Origin of the sequence: Bradyrhizobium sp. 132, from assembly GCF_023074185.1 — a bacterium.
Lineage (GTDB): Bacteria > Pseudomonadota > Alphaproteobacteria > Rhizobiales > Xanthobacteraceae > Bradyrhizobium.
On record NZ_JADPKY010000035.1, the window covers coordinates 109934 to 124943 of the forward strand.

Sequence of the window (15010 nt, forward strand, 5' to 3'; positions counted from 1 at the left end):
ATGAGCAGCGTATCGGTGTTCGGATTGTGCGCGGCCGCTGCGGTCGGGCTTGGGCTTTACGGCCTGATCACGAACCCGCAATCGCTCCGCAAGATCCTCGCGTTCAACTTGCTCGGCAGCGGCGTGTTCCTTCTGTTCGGGATCGTCGGACGGAGGGGGGCTGCGGCGGGTGTTGGCAACGATCCGGTGCCGCAGGCCCTGGTAATCACCGGGGTCGTGGTCGCGTTTTCCGCGACGGCAATGGCGATCGCCCTTTTGCTGCGGTTGTTCCACACCAGCGGCTCCACGACGCTCGGCAGTCGCGCGCCGACGAGTTCGCGTTCCGACGCGCCCGGCGGCTGATGATGGCCACTCCCTCCGCGCTGGCGACGACGACGGCAGATCTCCTGCTGGTGCTGTTGATCGTCGTGCCAGTCGCGGGCGTGCTGCTGGCGTTCGCGCTCGGCGACCGCTATGTCCGGCGGGTCGCCTTCACGGTCATACCGGTCGGCCTAGCAATTTCCGGGGGCGTTCTCCTGGCGTTGCCGCAGAACGACGGTCACCTGGTCTATCTGCTGGGTGCCTGGCCGCCACCTCTGGGGGTGGCCCTGCGCGCGGACGGATTGTCGGCGGTGATGCTCGCCGCCACGGCCATCGTAGTCTGTGCGGTCGCCATTTTTGCCGCAGCCGATTTTCGTCTTGCAGCAGGATACGGCCGGGCACCGTTCGCATTCTGGATTCTTCTGCTGGCGGTTTGGGCGGCGCTGAACACCATCTTCGTCGGAGGCGACCTCTTCACCCTTTACGTTGCCTTGGAATTACTGACGTTCGCCGCGGTGCCGCTGGTCTCTCTGGAGGGCCGGGCGGAGACGCTTCAGGCAGCGTTGCGCTACCTTCTCTTCGCGTTGGTCGGGTCCGTCCTCTACCTGATGGGCACGGCGCTGCTCTACGGCCTCTACGGCACGCTCGATATCGTGCTGCTGTCTCATCGCGTCTCCGCGGAGCCCGGCGCGCTCATTGCGGCAGCGTTGATGACGACCGGCCTCCTCGCCAAGACCGCGCTGTTTCCGCTACACCTCTGGCTGCCGCCCGCTCACGCCGGCGCCCCGGCCGCAGCGAGCGCGATCCTGTCCGGCCTGGTCGTGAAGGGATCGTTCTTCATCCTCCTGCGGGTGTGGTTCAACGTGCTGCCCGGCGTGCCCGGCTTTGCCGCTGCACAATTTCTGGCAGCATTGGGAGCCGGCGCGATCGTGGTCGGAAGCATCGTCGCCCTGCGGCAGCAGCGCCTCAAGCTGCTCGTCGCATATTCGACAATGGCCCAGATCGGGTACCTTTTCCTGCTGTTTCCACTCGCCCTCGATGCCTCAGGACGGCTCGAAACGGGACAGGCCCTGGCGGGTGGATTGATTCAGGCGATCTCCCACGCCGCCGCGAAAGCGGCAATGTTCCTGGCAGTCGGGTCGATCTACGCAGGACTGGGCCATGATCGCATCACCGGGATCCGCGGCGCCGCACGCGCCCTGCCCTTGAGCGTCATGACCTTCGGGTTAGCCGGCTTCGCACTGATGGGAATTCAACCGAGCGGCGCGTCCCTCGCGAAGGAGTTGTTGCTCCAGGAGACGGCGAGGACGGGACAGTGGTGGTGGGCTGGCGTGCTCCAGGTCGGCGGGATGTTCACGGCCGCCTATGTCGTTCTGGTACTTGCCCATGCGCTTTCGCCTTCGGATCAGCCGGTCGCCCTCGTCGCGAAGCCGCCACGCGGCAGCGGTTTGGCGGCGCTTGCCTTGGCACTCTGCTCGCTATTGCTTGGCCTGCTGCCATGGGAGCCGTATTTGCCGATCACGTATACCGTGGAATCTAAACTGTTCGGAGACGAAGCGCTCGTCAAATTTCTCGTAACCGTGTTCGGAGGTGCAGCGCTTGCGATCCTGCTCAGCCCCTGGCCGCATCCGCTGGCGTTTTCGGCAGCCGGGAAAACGATCATGCAGCTGATCGCCCCCTTGCGGCGAACCTGTATCGGACTCGGCAGCCTCGTCGAAACGGGCGACGGCGTTCTTCGCCAATGGTCGACGGCCAGCATATCCCTCCTCCTGGTCGCGTTGCTGCTCGCCGCGCTGATGTTCGCCGCCAATTGAATCTCTAAGGCCGGCGAAGGATTCTCGTTCCGGCAGGTCCGGAACATCCTCCCTGCTCCCGCGGGTTTTCTCGGATGCCGGGCTGGCCTCTCACCTTCTAGTCTCGATGTCGCACCGTACAGCCGGAATCAGTCCCTTCTGGACGAGCTACCTCAATGTAAACGGAGGCCTCCATGTCTGATCTTGTCGCGATCGTGTACCCGAACGAGGCGAAGGCCGAGGACGTCCGCCAGCGGCTGCTCAAGTTGCAAAAAGAGTATCTGATCTCCATCGGCGATGCCGTCATCGCAGTGAAGACAGAAACAGGCAGCGTGAAGCTGAACCAGCTTGTCAACACCACGGCGACGGGCGCGATCTCCGGCAGCTTCTGGGGCCTCCTGATCGGCGTCCTCTTCCTCAATCCGATCATCGGTGTGGCGCTCGGCGCCGCGTCCGGAGCGCTGGGAGGCGCATTGACCGATTTCGGCATCAACGACGCGTTCGTGAAGGAGCTTTCGGCATCGCTCCACCCCGGCAACGCGGCCCTCTTCGTTCTGATCAAGAACATGACCGCCGACAAGGTCCTCAACGAGATCAAGGACGCCGGTGGGGTCGTGCTGAAGACCTCTCTGGACGAGACCAAGGAAAAGATCCTGCGCGACGCGCTCGCCAGCGCGGCGGAGCGACCGGTTTCCTGAAACCGCCGGTCTCTGCTTTCCAGCGTCGACCTGAGGCGAGGCGCGCAGTCATTTCTCGTGGTTGAGAGGGAGGCCCTGGGTAGTCGCACAGGCGGCGCGCGCGGCTACGTTCGGTGCCGTGGATAAGCTCGTCGTCGACATGGATGCAGTCGTTTCGGTCATGATCGACGAACAGGATAGCAAAGCCGGTCCGCGACAACGACCGGTCGAACTTAGCCTTCAGCGCCGACCGCCCAAGAGGCGCAGGAGCATCATGAACAGATTGATGAAGTTCAGATAGAGCGACAGCGCCCCGATCACGGACTTGCGACCTGCCGTGGTCTCGTCGTCCCTGTTGTCATACATCGCCTTGATCCGCTGGGTGTCGTAGGCAGTGAGCCCCGCGAAGACACCGACGCCGACGATCGAGATCAACCAATCGAGTCCCGTCGACCTCAGGAAGAGGTTGATCAGGCTTGCGACGATGACGCCGATCAGGCCCATGAACAGGAAGCTCCCAATCCCGGACAGATCTCGCCTTGTGGAGTAACCGAAGATGCTGAGCGCTCCGAACATTGCGGCCGCGATGAAGAAGACGCGCGTGATCGAGGCACTGGTGTAGATGTGCAGCAGGATCGAGAGCGAGACGCCGACCAACGCGGCATAGACGAAGAACAACAGCCGCGCGGTTGCCGCCGACAGCGTATTGATGCGCGCTCCGATAAAAAACACCAGCCCGAGCGGAGCTAGAATGAAAACCCACATCAGCGGGCTCTCCAGCAATGCGGGACCGGTAACCTCATAAGTCAGCCACGCAACAACGGCGGTCAGGCCAACGCCCGCGGCCATATAGTTGTAGATGCGCAGCATGTAGGCGCGTAATCCAACGTCGATCGCAGGCGACGTGCCAGCCGTGGTCGAGAAAGTCGCGTTCGGATCATAGTCGGACATCGCTTGGCCTGCTCGCGTCTGGGCAGGAAGTATGCACAATACCGGCCGGCCTGCGATTGGAACATCAGCTGATCACCCGATCGCAGGCAGATACAATACCTATCTCCGGACGCTGGTGGCCCGCGAACCATAGCGTGCGCGCGAGTTCCTCATCCATTTTGCCTAGATTCCTTACACGTTTGTCACTGGTAGCTCGCGGCACAGCGGCCTACTCAGTCCGCATGCGCTACTTTTTTCATATCGTCGACAAGTACGGGCTCTGCCTGGACGGGACCGGATATGAGCACGTGGATCAGGAAGCCGCGTTCGTGCACGCCAGACATATCGCAGCAGAAATCGCAAAAGCAGGCGAATTCTGCCGCGCCAGCTTCGTGCTGATCGTCGCCGCGGCGCCTGGACCGGCCAGTCGGCATTAGAGCACAGCTCCCCCCCGCCAGCGTCCCGCTGCCGCGGGGTCGCCGTCGGGCCGATTTCCGACATTGCCCTCTACATGGAATCCCTGATTTCCCGCCTCGGAGGCCGCCTCTAAGATCCCTGCCAAGGGTGGCCGGCCTATCCTGCTTCAATTCGAGGTCGCGCCCACTTCATCTCCGGCCGGAAAGCCATTCTCGTCATGGCTCCTTCGTCGAAAGAGGTTGGCGCGAAGCTTTCGCGTAGCGCGCTCGTCGCGCTCGTGGTCGGGTCGATGATCGGCTCCGGCATCTTCGCGCTGCCCGCATCGTTTGGACACGCCACGGGCGTCCTGGGGACGTTAATCGCCTGGGTCATCGCGGGCACCGGCATGCTGATGCTCGCCTTCGTTTTTCAGGCGCTGTCTCGCCGTAGGCCCGACTTGGACGCAGGCATCTACGCATATGCCAAGGCTGGCTTCGGCGACTATATCGGCTTCGCCTCGGCGGCCGGCTATTGGATCGGATGCTGCCTCGCCGACGTCGCCTGCCTCATCCTGATCAAGGCGACAATCGGTCAGTTTTTTCCGATCTTCGGCGACGGCACGACGCCGGCGGCGATCGCGGCGGCATCCCTCCTGCTATGGAGCGTCCATTTTCTTGTACTGCGTGGCATCAAGGAGGCCGCCGCCCTCAACACGATCGCGACCTACGCCAAGATCATCCCGATCATGCTTTTCATCGGCGTAGCGTTCATCGTCCTCGATTTCGACCTGATCTCCCGGAATTTCTGGGGGACCGAGCAGCCGGGCGCGGTAGCGGTGTTCTCGCAGGTTCGAAGCACGATGCTACTCACGGTGTTCGTCTTTGTCGGAATCGAGGGCGCCAGCGTGTACTCGCGCTACGCCCGTGATCGCTCCGACATCGGATTTGCGACCGTCGCCGGATTCCTGTCCGTTCTCTGCCTTCTCGTCCTCGTGACGATACTATCCTATGGAGTCCTTCCGCGACAGCAACTCGCGGGCCTGCCGACACCCTCGATGGCCGGCGTGATGGAAGCGATGGTCGGGCGATGGGGCGGCATTTTCATCAGCCTGGCGCTGCTGGTCTCGATTCTGGGCAATTACCTGTCGTGGTCGCTGCTCGCGGCCGAGGTGCTGCATTCCGCGGCCATCAACCGCACCATGCCCTCCTTTCTCGCGGTCGTGAACAAACACGAAGTCCCTGTCGGAGCACTGTGGCTCACCAATTGCGTCATCCAGGCCTTCGTTCTGATTACATGGTTCGCAGAGTATGCGTTCACGCTCGCCTTGAAGATGACAAGCGCGATGACGTTGATCCCCTATTTTCTGGTGGCCGCCTACGGCCTCAAGCTGACGTATCTCGGCATCTCCTACCATGCCGGGGAACGCGCCCGCACCGTCGACGGGATCCGCTCGGCGATCGCAACGCTCTACGCAATCGGCATGCTCTACGCGGGCGGTCCAACGTTTCTTCTGCTGTCGTCGATACTCTACGCGCCGGGAACGGTTCTGTTCGTTCTGGCCAAGCGCGAGCGCAAGGAATCCGTCTTCAAGCCGTTCGAGGCGATCATCTTTGCCGCGATCACGCTCGCTGCTTGTGCCGGAGTTTATGCGCTGGCCGTGGGTGCGATCTCGATCTGAGGTGTTGGGACCAAATGGAGGCGAACATGAACGTCCGGCAGGTTTACGGCGCTCTGATCCTAATCGGGTCGATCGCGGCCGCGCAGCCGAGTTTCTCCCAAGCGCAATCGACCGCGTCGACGCCGAAACCCGCAGCGACAGCGCCCGCAGCCGCCACACCAAATACGAATACGAACCCGACCAAGCATCGCCATTGGCGCCATCGCGGCGGCTCGCATCCTCACTATGGCAGCCGCCGTGTTCGTACCTGATGGGCGGATGCGACGGTCCCAGCTGCAATCCCCGAGTTCCCCCGATGAGCGACGTGACGTCCGGACAAGAGCAACTCCACGAGAGCGCGATCCGCAGGACGCCGGCGATCGAACACGGCCCGCGCAGCGTTCTCGCGACGGGTCTCGCTCTGCTCGGCGTAAGCGTGGCCCTCTTTTTGATCTGGAAAACCGTCTCGAGCCTGCTCATCATCTTCGCGGGCGTGCTGTTTGCAGCCCTTCTGGATGCCGCCGCAAGGGCGATTGCGCCTGTCGTCCGCCTCGGTCGCATCTGGCGGCTGACTTTGGTGCTGCTGCTGCTCACTGCAACGGTCGGACTTGGCCTCGTGTGGGGAGCCGGCAAGCTTCCGGAGCAAACTCGTCTTCTGCTGAAGGTCATGGACACCCAATTTGACGTCCTGCAGCAGCATCTTCTGACCTATGGCGTCGATCTGCTCGGTCCCGAATGGGGTCGGGATTTCACGCAATGGCTGGTCTCCGACCAAGGCCGGTTCTTCAGCCACGCCCAATTCGTCCTTGGCGGGGCGTCGAGCTTCCTGACTGGCGTGCTGGTGATCCTGTTCCTGGGCATCCTCTTCGCCTTCGATCCCGATAGCCACCGCGAAAGTCTCGTCATACTCGCGAAGCCGTCCTATCGCGCACGGATGCGCGGCGTGATGGACCAGATGGGAAGCGTCCTGCGGCTCTGGTTCGTAGGACAACTTATCCGCATTGTCCTGATGACGCTGTGCGTCTGGATCGCGCTCTACTGGATCGGGCTGCCTGGTCCCTTCCTGCTTGGTTTGCAGGCGGGCTTATCGAACTTCGTCCCGTATCTCGGGCCGATCGTCGCCGCAATTCCGATCGCGCTCGTCGCTATGCCGCTCGGAGGATCGCCGCTGATCTGGGCCGTCGTCGTGTATACCCTGATCCAGTCGATCGAAGGATACGTGATCGGCCCCCTGATCCAGCGCCAAGCCGTCGAAATCCCCCCGGCCTGGACTTTGGTGGCGATCGTGCTGCTGGGCGCCATGTTCGGCGTCATGGGCATCGCGCTCGCCATGCCACTCGTCGCGGTCGGCCGGGTCGCGATCATCAGGTTCTACGTCGAGGACTATCTCGGCGATCCCCCGCTGATGGTCAACAAGGGACGATCCTGAGGTGCCGCATGAGCGAGCTCGAAGCTGAACGGAACGCCGCAACGGGTCCGCCGTCAATACATCCGGGGATGACCCGCTTGCTGTGGCAGCAGCTGCCCTACATCGCCGCGCTTGTGCTCGCCATTGCGGGCGTCGCCTACACCAATGCTTCGCATCAGCCTCTCGTCGGCTATTGGGAATTCCTTGCCCTTGCCATCGGCGTAGTCTGCGTCATCAACAAGTGGCCCGAGGTCGACGGCAGGGAGGAGCGCTGGCGGCTAATCTGGACCCAGGCGCTGCATTGGGTCGCCGTTCTGGTCGCGATGAACATCATGCTGGTATCCGGAGTTCAGCAGTTGCTGCCGACGCCGGCGACAAGCCTGGTTCTCCTTACCTTGCTCGCGCTCGGGACATTCCTCGCCGGCGTCAGTCTCCAGTCCGCCCAGATCGCCTTCCTCGGCCTTGCGATGGGCATCACGGTTCCGGCGATATCCTGGTTGCAGCAATCCATCATCTTCTTCCTGTTGGGCGCCGTCCTGCTGATTGGCCTCGGTATCACGTTCTGGCTTCGTCAGGACCGCACCCCAGCGAGCTTGCCCGACAACACTGGAAGCCAAACGGAGGCCTGAATGCGCATTAACCTGCTTCTCGCAATCATCTGCGGATTCGCTTTGATGTGCGCCGATGCCCTGCCCGCGCGCGCGGAAACGTTCAGAGTCGGCCGGCTTATATGCGCCAGCACACCACGCGTTGGGCTGGTGCTTGGCTCCGCGCAGGAGCTTCGTTGCGTATTCACGACGACACGCCCGACTCGGCAGTACGTCTACGACGGGCGGATCAGGCGGGTTGGTCTCGACATCGGCGTGACCAGCGCCGGAAGCCTCTCATGGGCCGTCTTCGCCAGGAACTCGCGCGTCGGCCCCGGCACGCTGCGGGGGAGCTACGTGGGCGCGAGCGGCAATGTCGCGTTCGGTCCCGGGCTCGGAGCAAACGTTCTCATTGGAGGCTCTCGCCGGACGATTGCGCTCCAGCCCCTGTCGATCGAGCGATCAATCGGATTGAACCTTGCGGCGGGGATTGCGAACCTGACACTCGGCCCGCGCGGACACCGTTAGCAGCTTGTCCCAAGCCCTGGAGCCGGGAGCGGACAATGGACCTTGCGGAAATTTCGGTCAGGATGCTGGCGGCGAGTTTCCTGACATTCATCGCTGGCGGCATGGCCTTAGCACAGCCAGCCTCCAGCGCTCCGCCTGCTGTCGGCATCGTCGAAGCGATCAAGCGACCGATCACCGAGAGCAGCGAATTTCTCGGGCGGATCGAGGCGGTCAATCGGGTCAATATCGTGGCTCGCGTCACCGCGTTTCTGGAACAGCGACTGTTCGTCGAGGGTGCCGAGCTCAAAAAGGGCGCCCCGCTCTACCGGCTCGAGCGCGGCCCGTTCGAGGCCGATCTTGCGTCAAAGCAGGCGCAGGTGGCCCAGCTCCAGGCGATGCTCGAGAACGCCAAGCTGACGACCGAGCGCGCGCGTACGCTGCTCAGTGGGCCAGCCGGTCAGCAATCGACCTACGACGCAGCGATCGCCAACGAGCGCAGCCTGGAAGCCCAGGTCCAGGCCGCACAAGCACAAGTCAATGCGTCCCAGATCAACCTCGACTACACCATGATCAGCGCGCCGATCGACGGCAAGATCGGACGCACAGCCGTGACTGAAGGCAATGTCGTCGGTCCAAGCTCGGGCGTGCTGACCACGATCGTCAGCCAGGATCCGATGTACGTCACCTTCCCGGTGCCGCTGCGTCAGGCACTCGAACTGCGCGAACCTTATGGACCGCAAGGGGGTCTGGAAGCCGTGGTGATCCGGCTGCGACTGCCCAATGGCCGCATGTATGGCCAATCCGGCAAGCTGAACTTTGTCGACAACACGATCGCCCAGAATACCGACACGATCACGGTGCGCGGCGAGATCGACAACCCGATCCTGCGCGCGCCGTCCGTCGCGGGCGTGACCGTCCACGAACTGACCGACGGCGAATTCGTTACGGTCGTGCTGGAAGGTATCCAGCCCATCGAGGTGTTGGCGGTCCCGCGTTCGGCGGTGCTGTCCGATCAGCAGGGCGACTACGTTCTCATTGTCGGCACCGGCGACAAGGCCGAACAACGCCGTATCCAGCTTGGGCAGTCGACGCCCACCATCGCTTCCGTCATCAATGGCCTCGCCGCCGGCGACAAGGTCATCGTCGAAGGCCTGCAAAGGGCTCGTGCGGGCCAGGCGGTTTCGCCGGGTCCGGCCAGTGCGCTGATCCAGTCGAGCATGAAGGCCGGCGCAAGCGACGCACCCTCGTTGCCAGACCGTGGCGCCTCGACCGCCACGCGCCCGGAGGACAAAAAACCATGATGTCCGCCGTCTTCATTGATCGCCCGCGACTTGCGATGGTCGTTGCCTTCATCATCACCATCGCAGGCGCGCTCGCGCTGACGCGGATCCCGGTAGCGCAGTTCCCGGACATCGTGCCGCCGCAGGTCACGGTCGCCGGCACCTTTCCCGGCGCGTCTGCCGAGGTCGTGGAGACCAGCGTCGCTCAGCCCCTCGAAGCGCAAGTGATCGGTGTCGATCGTGCGCTCTACATGAAATCGACCAGCGGCAATGACGGCAGCTACACCCTGACGGTGTCGTTTGCGCTCGGCACCGACCCCGATATCAACACCGTCAACGTCAACAACCGGGTGCAGAGCGCGCTGTCGCAATTGCCCACTGAGGTACAGCAGCAGGGCGTGACGGTGCAGAAGAAATCGTCGGCGATCCTGCAATTTCTGGTGCTGTACAGCGCCGAAGGTCAGCAGGACCCGCTGTTCATCACCAATTACGCGATCATCAACGTGCTCGACGCGATCTCCAGCACACCCGGCGTCGGCCAGGCTCACCTGTTCGCCAAGATGAATTACTCGATGCGGATCTGGTTCGATACGCAGCGGCTGACCAGCCTCAATCTCACGCCCTCGGACGTGATCGCAGCAATTCGCACGCAGAGCGTCCAGGCGCCGGTCGGCCGCATCGGTGCGCGTCCGATCAGCGACGACCAGCAATTCCAGTTCAACGTGCAGACCCTGGGGCGGCTCGCAACGGTCGACCAGTTCGCCAATATCGTGCTGCGCGCCAACCCGGACGGTTCGACGCTGCTCGTCAAGGACGTCGCCCGGGTCGAGATGGGCGCGCAGAACCTTGACAGCGAAGCGAGGATCGACGGGCGCGCCGCGGTGCCTCTCGCGATCTATCTGGCGCCGGGCGCCAATGCCGTAACGACCGCGCAGGCGGTCGCAGCCACGATGCAGCGGCTGTCCAAGCGATTCCCGACGGGGTTGAGCTATCTCGTGCAGTACGATTCCACGAGCTTCGTACGAGATACGATCTCGGAAGTTCTGCGGACGCTGGGCGAGGCATTCGTCCTTGTCGTGATCGTGGTTTATCTGTTCCTCGGCAATCTTCGCGCGACGGTGATACCGGCCGTTGCCGTGCCGGTCAGCCTGGTCGGCACCTTTGCCGTGTTGCTGATGCTCGGCTATTCAGCGAATACGGTGTCGCTGCTCGCAATGGTGCTCGCCATCGGCATCGTCGTGGATGACGCCATCGTCGTCGTGGAGAACGTCGAGCGTGTGATGGAGGAAGAACCGGATATTTCACCGACCGAGGCCAGCAAGAAGGCCATGAGGCAGATCACGGCGCCGATTGTTGCGATCACGCTGGTGCTGCTCTCCGTCTTCGTTCCGATCGCCTTCATTCCCGGCATTTCCGGCACGTTGTTTCGGCAGTTTGCGGTGACGATCAGCGCCGCCATGATAATCTCGGCGCTCAATGCGCTGACCCTCTCGCCCGCTTTGTGTGCGCTCATCCTACGGCATACCGGACCGCGGCGCGGCATGATCGGACGCGTTCTTGACGGCATCGACTGGATTCGCGACCGCTACAGCGGCGGTGTACGACGTCTGCTGCGCGTGGCGAGCCTCTCGCTCATATTCGCCGCAATGTTCGCGGCCGGCATTTTCGGGATGTCGCACCTGACTCCGACGGGGTTCCTTCCCGAGGAAGACCAGGGCGCCTTCTTCACCTCGATACAGCTGCCGGACGGCGCGTCTGTCGCGCGGACCAGCGAGGTCACCGGACAGATCGAGCGCGTCCTGACGCAGATGCCTGCGGTCGACCACGTCTTGGCCATCATAGGTTTCTCCCTGCTCGACGGGGCGTCCGAGCCCAACAGTGCGCTGGTGGTGACGCGCCTCAAGCCGTTTGCCGATCGCAAGGCGGCCGCGGATTCGGTGCAGGCGTTGATCCGGCAGACTTACGCAGCCGGCGCGCAAATCCGGCAGGCCAATGTGCTACCGTTCAATATGCCGCCGATCATCGGACTCTCGACCTCAGGCGGGTTCGAATACCAGCTCCAGGCGCTGGAAGGACAGGACCCAGCCGCGATTTCCAGTGTCACGAGTGCGTTGATCGAAGCGGCCAATGCCGATCCACGACTGACGCGCGTGTTCTCGACCTTCACCGCGACCAATCCATCGATCTATCTCGACATTGATCGCCGCAAGGCGCAGGCGCTCGGCGTGACCATCAGCGATATCTTCACCGCCCTTCAGGCGACGCTGGGCGGCATCTACGTCAACAACTTCAACCTCTTTGGACGCACCTGGCAGGTCAACGTGCAGGGCGAGGCGCTCGACCGCGCCGACATTTCCGATATCTGGCGCATCTATGTGCGCAACAATACCGGTCAGATGGTTCCGATGCGGTCGCTCGCCGGCATCAAGATCGTAACCGGACCTCAGGTCATCACCCGCTACAACAATTATCGCTCAGTGACGGTGAATGGCAGCCCGGCGCCAGGCGTCTCGTCGGGCACCGCGATAGCGGCCATGGCGGAGGTCTCCAATGCCGTACTGCCCGCGGGCTACAGTTTCGAGTGGACCGGCACCGCCTATCAGGAGCAACAGGCTTCAGGACAAACCGGAGCGGTGCTCGCGCTGGCCGTGCTGTTCGCCTATCTGTTCCTGGTGGCGCTCTATGAGAGCACGGTGATCCCGATCCCGGTGCTGCTGTCCGTCGTTGTCGGCGTGCTCGGCTCTTATATCGGGATCAAAATCGCCGGCCTCGATCTCGATCTGTATGGCCAGATTGGCCTCGTGGTGCTGATCGCGCTTGCCGCCAAGAACGGCATCCTGATCGTGGAATTCGCGAAGGAACGACGAGAAGCCGGGACGGAACTTGCGGAGGCCGCGATCGAGGGGGCGCATATGCGGTTCCGCGCGGTCATGATGACTTCGGTTGCCTTCATTCTCGGGCTGCTGCCGCTGGTGCTCGCAACCGGCGCCGCTGAACTGAGCCGCAGGGCGGTCGGGACCGCCGTCTTTGCCGGCATGCTCGGCGCAAGCTCGATCGGAATCTTTATGGTGCCAATGCTCTATGTGACATTCCAGCGCCTGCGCGAGCGCCTGAAGGCACGATCGGTTCCGGCGCGAACCACCTGACCCGCGCGTCCAGAACGCCGGGAAGCACTTTCCGGCAGGCTTCGGGACACGGCGAATATTCCCGCCGACACATTCAGGGTTTCATCGGATGTCGATGTTGCGCGGCGGCGACTAGCGTTTCCGTGGCGCCAACTTGATTGGCCGCCGGAATGCGGGAGGATGACGTGGCCACCTACGATAGCAGCCCCCAGGTAAAGACCTTTAGTTCTCCATCCCGGTGGACATGCGCGCTCCTTGGCGTCGTGATGATCGCGGCCGGCATCTTGGCGCTGGGCGACATCGTCTTCGCAACGATCATCAGCGTCAAGCTGATCGGGCTTACCGCAATTCTTGCCGGTGCATTCGAGATCATCCACGCCTTCTGGACGAAGGGATGGGGCGGATTCCTGTGGCAGATCCTGCTCGGCGCGCTCTATCTCGCGTTCGGGTTGCTGCTGCTCATGCAGCCGGCGGCCGGTGCCCTCATCCTGACCTCCCTGCTGGGCGCGGTTCTGTTGGCATCGGGCATCATCCGGTGCGTGCTGAGCTTTGCACATTGGCGACAGGGTGGCTGGCTGATGCTGGTTTCTGGCGTCATCGGACTGCTCGCCGGCTTCCTGATCGTGTTTGGCTTCCCGTCCATCAGCGTCTGGGCGCTTGGATTCCTGCTGGGAGTCGATCTGATTTCGCACGGGCTCGCTTGGCTGCTCTACGCGCTGCAATCCCCGCGGAGAGCCGCTTAACCTAACCCGAAGAGGAGAAAACCATGAACGCTCCCACCCGTCGCGATTTCCTCGGTCTCGCCCAGAACGCCGTCGCCGCTGGCGCGGTTGGCGCGATTGCACTTCGCTTCATCGGCACAGCGGAGGCGATGCCGGTCGCGTCCAACCCCGGACCTGCCGATAAGCGGCCCAACTTCGTGACTGAAGCACAGTGGGGTCCCGGTTGGGGGCCTCCGCCGCGCCGGCGTCGGCGCCGATGGGTTTGCTGGTGGCATCGCGGCCGCCGTGTTTGCGGCTGGCGCTGGTTCTAATCGGATCGACCGGTCCGCAAGCATCGAGCATCTGCGCCTATGAGCACCGGCCGTGAGGATCGCCTACTCACCTGGAAGCCCCTGGGCCTCATTGCTCGCTTTCCACGCCTCGAAATCGTGGCCAAAGAAATCGAGCTCAATCAAGAGTGATCCACAGTGGCCAGAAGGCCGACAGATCGCCCGCAAGTCTAACTGCTGCGATAGCGTTCGATATATGAAAGTTCAGGCACTATTCCGAGCCCCGGATCCTGGTCCAATTCAACCGTGCCCTCCCTCACATTGAGGATCGGGCCACAAAACAGATCGCGCAACGGATTGTCATTGGCATCGACTTCCAGCCAGCCGTCGCCACCGATACCGGCGAGAACATGCGCGGACGCAAGCAAGCCGAGGCCGCCGCCGAGATAGTGCGGACAGAAGGCCTTGCCCGCCTTCAGAATGTCGCGAGCCAGTCCAGCGCAGGCGCTGAGCCCGCCCCACTTCGCGATATCGGGTTGGACCACGCCGAGCACGTCTTCGGCCAGGGCTTCCTTGAAGCCTTCGACGCTCGAAATGTTTTCGCCGGCGGCAATCGGCATCTTCGCCTCGGCGCGCAGCTTGTGCCACTCCTCGCGCGGCCGATCGGCCCTGATGGGCTCTTCCAACCAACGCAAATCAAATTCGGCAAGGCGCGGCATCATCTCCAGCGCCTGCGTGACTGACCAGCCTTGATTGGCATCTGTGGCGAGCATGTCGGCACCAACGATCGCGCGCAGTGCAGCCAGATTGGCGAGATCGGTCTCGGCTCCGAACCCGACCTTCAGCTTCAACGCGCGATGGCCGCGCTTGAGCGCGGCTTCGGCTGTTTGCGCGGCGCCGCCGGGATTGATGCCGCTGGCATAGACCTTGATCCTGCGCGACTGCCCGCCGAGAAGCCGCCACAGTGGCAAGCGCTGCCGACGCGCGGAGAGATCCCACAGAGCGAGATCGATGCCCGAAATCGCCTGCGCGAACGGGCCGGGCTCGCCGCATTGAAGCGCAAGCACCTCGGTGCCCTTGGTCAGGACCTCGAATGCCAGCGCGGGACTATCGAACTTGCGCCCTACGAGGCCGGGCGCGAGCACCTCGTTGACGAGCCGTGCGCGATGCTCCGCCCCCGGTGCGGGGAAGTTGGACCAGGCTTCGCCCCACCCCTCGACGCCGTCTTCGTCGACAGCACGAACGAAGACGGCGGGGCGGTTGAGCATTTTTCCGAACGACGTCACCACCGGCGTCGCCAACGGATAGCGATAGCAGAACGCCTCGATCGAGCGGATGGTGAAGCTGTCAGTCGTCATG

General features: G+C 63.0%; 14 protein-coding genes. 12 read left to right on the top strand and 2 right to left on the bottom strand.

The genetic code is table 11. The features are described from left to right. The 3 genes from IVA74_RS06655 to IVA74_RS06665 all read left to right on the top strand — a co-directional run bounded on the left by IVA74_RS06655 (position 1) and on the right by IVA74_RS06665 (position 2791). The gene (locus IVA74_RS06655; protein ID WP_247340915.1) at positions 1-342 is read left to right on the top strand and encodes an NADH-quinone oxidoreductase subunit K; all 342 of its coding nucleotides are present in this window, start codon (positions 1-3) and stop codon (positions 340-342) included. A gap of 50 nt (positions 343-392) precedes the next feature. After that, entirely contained in the window at positions 393-2114 is a 1722-nt protein-coding gene (locus tag IVA74_RS06660; RefSeq protein WP_247340916.1) for a proton-conducting transporter membrane subunit, read from the top strand. Between the two features lie 173 nt (positions 2115-2287). Beyond that, on the top strand, positions 2288-2791 hold the full coding sequence (locus IVA74_RS06665; protein ID WP_247340917.1) for a DUF1269 domain-containing protein: 504 nt from the start codon (positions 2288-2290) through the stop codon (positions 2789-2791). Positions 2792-3010: 219 nt separating this feature from the next. Here the strand turns inward: IVA74_RS06665 and IVA74_RS06670 are convergent, their stop codons facing one another. Beyond that, positions 3011-3721: a Bax inhibitor-1/YccA family protein gene (locus IVA74_RS06670; protein ID WP_247340919.1), complete on the bottom strand. Its 711-nt coding sequence runs from the start codon at positions 3719-3721 to the stop codon at positions 3011-3013. Positions 3722-3942: 221 nt separating this feature from the next. On the opposite strand from IVA74_RS06670, the gene IVA74_RS06675 reads away from it, so the two are divergent. The 9 genes from IVA74_RS06675 to IVA74_RS06715 all read left to right on the top strand — a co-directional run bounded on the left by IVA74_RS06675 (position 3943) and on the right by IVA74_RS06715 (position 13693). Further along, entirely contained in the window at positions 3943-4137 is a 195-nt protein-coding gene (locus tag IVA74_RS06675) for a hypothetical protein (protein WP_247340920.1), read from the top strand. A gap of 197 nt (positions 4138-4334) precedes the next feature. Next, positions 4335-5774, top strand: coding sequence for a basic amino acid/polyamine antiporter (locus IVA74_RS06680; RefSeq protein ID WP_247340921.1), 1440 nt, complete (start codon positions 4335-4337; stop codon positions 5772-5774). Positions 5775-6069: 295 nt separating this feature from the next. Continuing rightward, positions 6070-7182 carry an AI-2E family transporter gene (locus tag IVA74_RS06685; RefSeq protein ID WP_247340922.1) on the top strand — a complete coding sequence of 371 codons (1113 nt, stop codon included), beginning with the start codon at positions 6070-6072 and terminating at the stop codon, positions 7180-7182. 8 nt (positions 7183-7190) lie between these two features. Then, positions 7191-7790, top strand: coding sequence for a hypothetical protein (locus tag IVA74_RS06690; protein WP_247340923.1), 600 nt, complete (start codon positions 7191-7193; stop codon positions 7788-7790). Continuing rightward, positions 7791-8276, top strand: a complete 486-nt coding sequence (locus tag IVA74_RS06695) for a DUF992 domain-containing protein (RefSeq protein ID WP_247340924.1) — start codon at positions 7791-7793, stop codon at positions 8274-8276. It begins immediately after the preceding gene. A 35-nt stretch (positions 8277-8311) separates the two neighbouring features. After that, positions 8312-9556 (top strand): efflux RND transporter periplasmic adaptor subunit, encoded by a 1245-nt coding sequence (locus tag IVA74_RS06700; RefSeq protein WP_247340925.1) that lies wholly within the window; start codon positions 8312-8314, stop codon positions 9554-9556. Next, complete coding sequence (locus IVA74_RS06705; RefSeq protein ID WP_247340926.1) at positions 9553-12681, top strand: multidrug efflux RND transporter permease subunit; 3129 nt, start codon at positions 9553-9555, stop codon at positions 12679-12681. The genes IVA74_RS06700 and IVA74_RS06705 overlap by 4 nt, the downstream gene beginning before the upstream one ends. A gap of 137 nt (positions 12682-12818) precedes the next feature. Beyond that, entirely contained in the window at positions 12819-13403 is a 585-nt protein-coding gene (locus IVA74_RS06710) for an HdeD family acid-resistance protein (protein ID WP_247340927.1), read from the top strand. A 23-nt stretch (positions 13404-13426) separates the two neighbouring features. Continuing rightward, positions 13427-13693 carry a twin-arginine translocation signal domain-containing protein gene (locus IVA74_RS06715; protein ID WP_247340928.1) on the top strand — a complete coding sequence of 89 codons (267 nt, stop codon included), beginning with the start codon at positions 13427-13429 and terminating at the stop codon, positions 13691-13693. 188 nt (positions 13694-13881) lie between these two features. Here the strand turns inward: IVA74_RS06715 and IVA74_RS06720 are convergent, their stop codons facing one another. After that, entirely contained in the window at positions 13882-15009 is a 1128-nt protein-coding gene (locus tag IVA74_RS06720) for a mandelate racemase/muconate lactonizing enzyme family protein (protein WP_247340929.1), read from the bottom strand. Position 15010: the final 1 nt, after the last annotated feature.

Bases quoted from the DNA above. Each gene is read 5' to 3' on its own strand.
- IVA74_RS06655 (WP_247340915.1), top strand. From the start codon at position 1: ATGAGCAGCGTATCGGTGTTCGGATTGTGCGCGGCCGCTGCGGTCGGG.
- IVA74_RS06665 (WP_247340917.1), top strand. From the start codon at position 2,288: ATGTCTGATCTTGTCGCGATCGTGTACCCGAACGAGGCGAAGGCCGAG.
- IVA74_RS06670 (WP_247340919.1), bottom strand. From the start codon at position 3,721: ATGTCCGACTATGATCCGAACGCGACTTTCTCGACCACGGCTGGCACG.
- IVA74_RS06675 (WP_247340920.1), top strand. From the start codon at position 3,943: ATGCGCTACTTTTTTCATATCGTCGACAAGTACGGGCTCTGCCTGGAC.
- IVA74_RS06680 (WP_247340921.1), top strand. From the start codon at position 4,335: ATGGCTCCTTCGTCGAAAGAGGTTGGCGCGAAGCTTTCGCGTAGCGCG.
- IVA74_RS06685 (WP_247340922.1), top strand. From the start codon at position 6,070: ATGAGCGACGTGACGTCCGGACAAGAGCAACTCCACGAGAGCGCGATC.
- IVA74_RS06690 (WP_247340923.1), top strand. From the start codon at position 7,191: ATGAGCGAGCTCGAAGCTGAACGGAACGCCGCAACGGGTCCGCCGTCA.
- IVA74_RS06695 (WP_247340924.1), top strand. From the start codon at position 7,791: ATGCGCATTAACCTGCTTCTCGCAATCATCTGCGGATTCGCTTTGATG.
- IVA74_RS06700 (WP_247340925.1), top strand. From the start codon at position 8,312: ATGGACCTTGCGGAAATTTCGGTCAGGATGCTGGCGGCGAGTTTCCTG.
- IVA74_RS06705 (WP_247340926.1), top strand. From the start codon at position 9,553: ATGATGTCCGCCGTCTTCATTGATCGCCCGCGACTTGCGATGGTCGTT.
- IVA74_RS06715 (WP_247340928.1), top strand. From the start codon at position 13,427: ATGAACGCTCCCACCCGTCGCGATTTCCTCGGTCTCGCCCAGAACGCC.
- IVA74_RS06720 (WP_247340929.1), bottom strand. From the start codon at position 15,009: ATGACGACTGACAGCTTCACCATCCGCTCGATCGAGGCGTTCTGCTAT.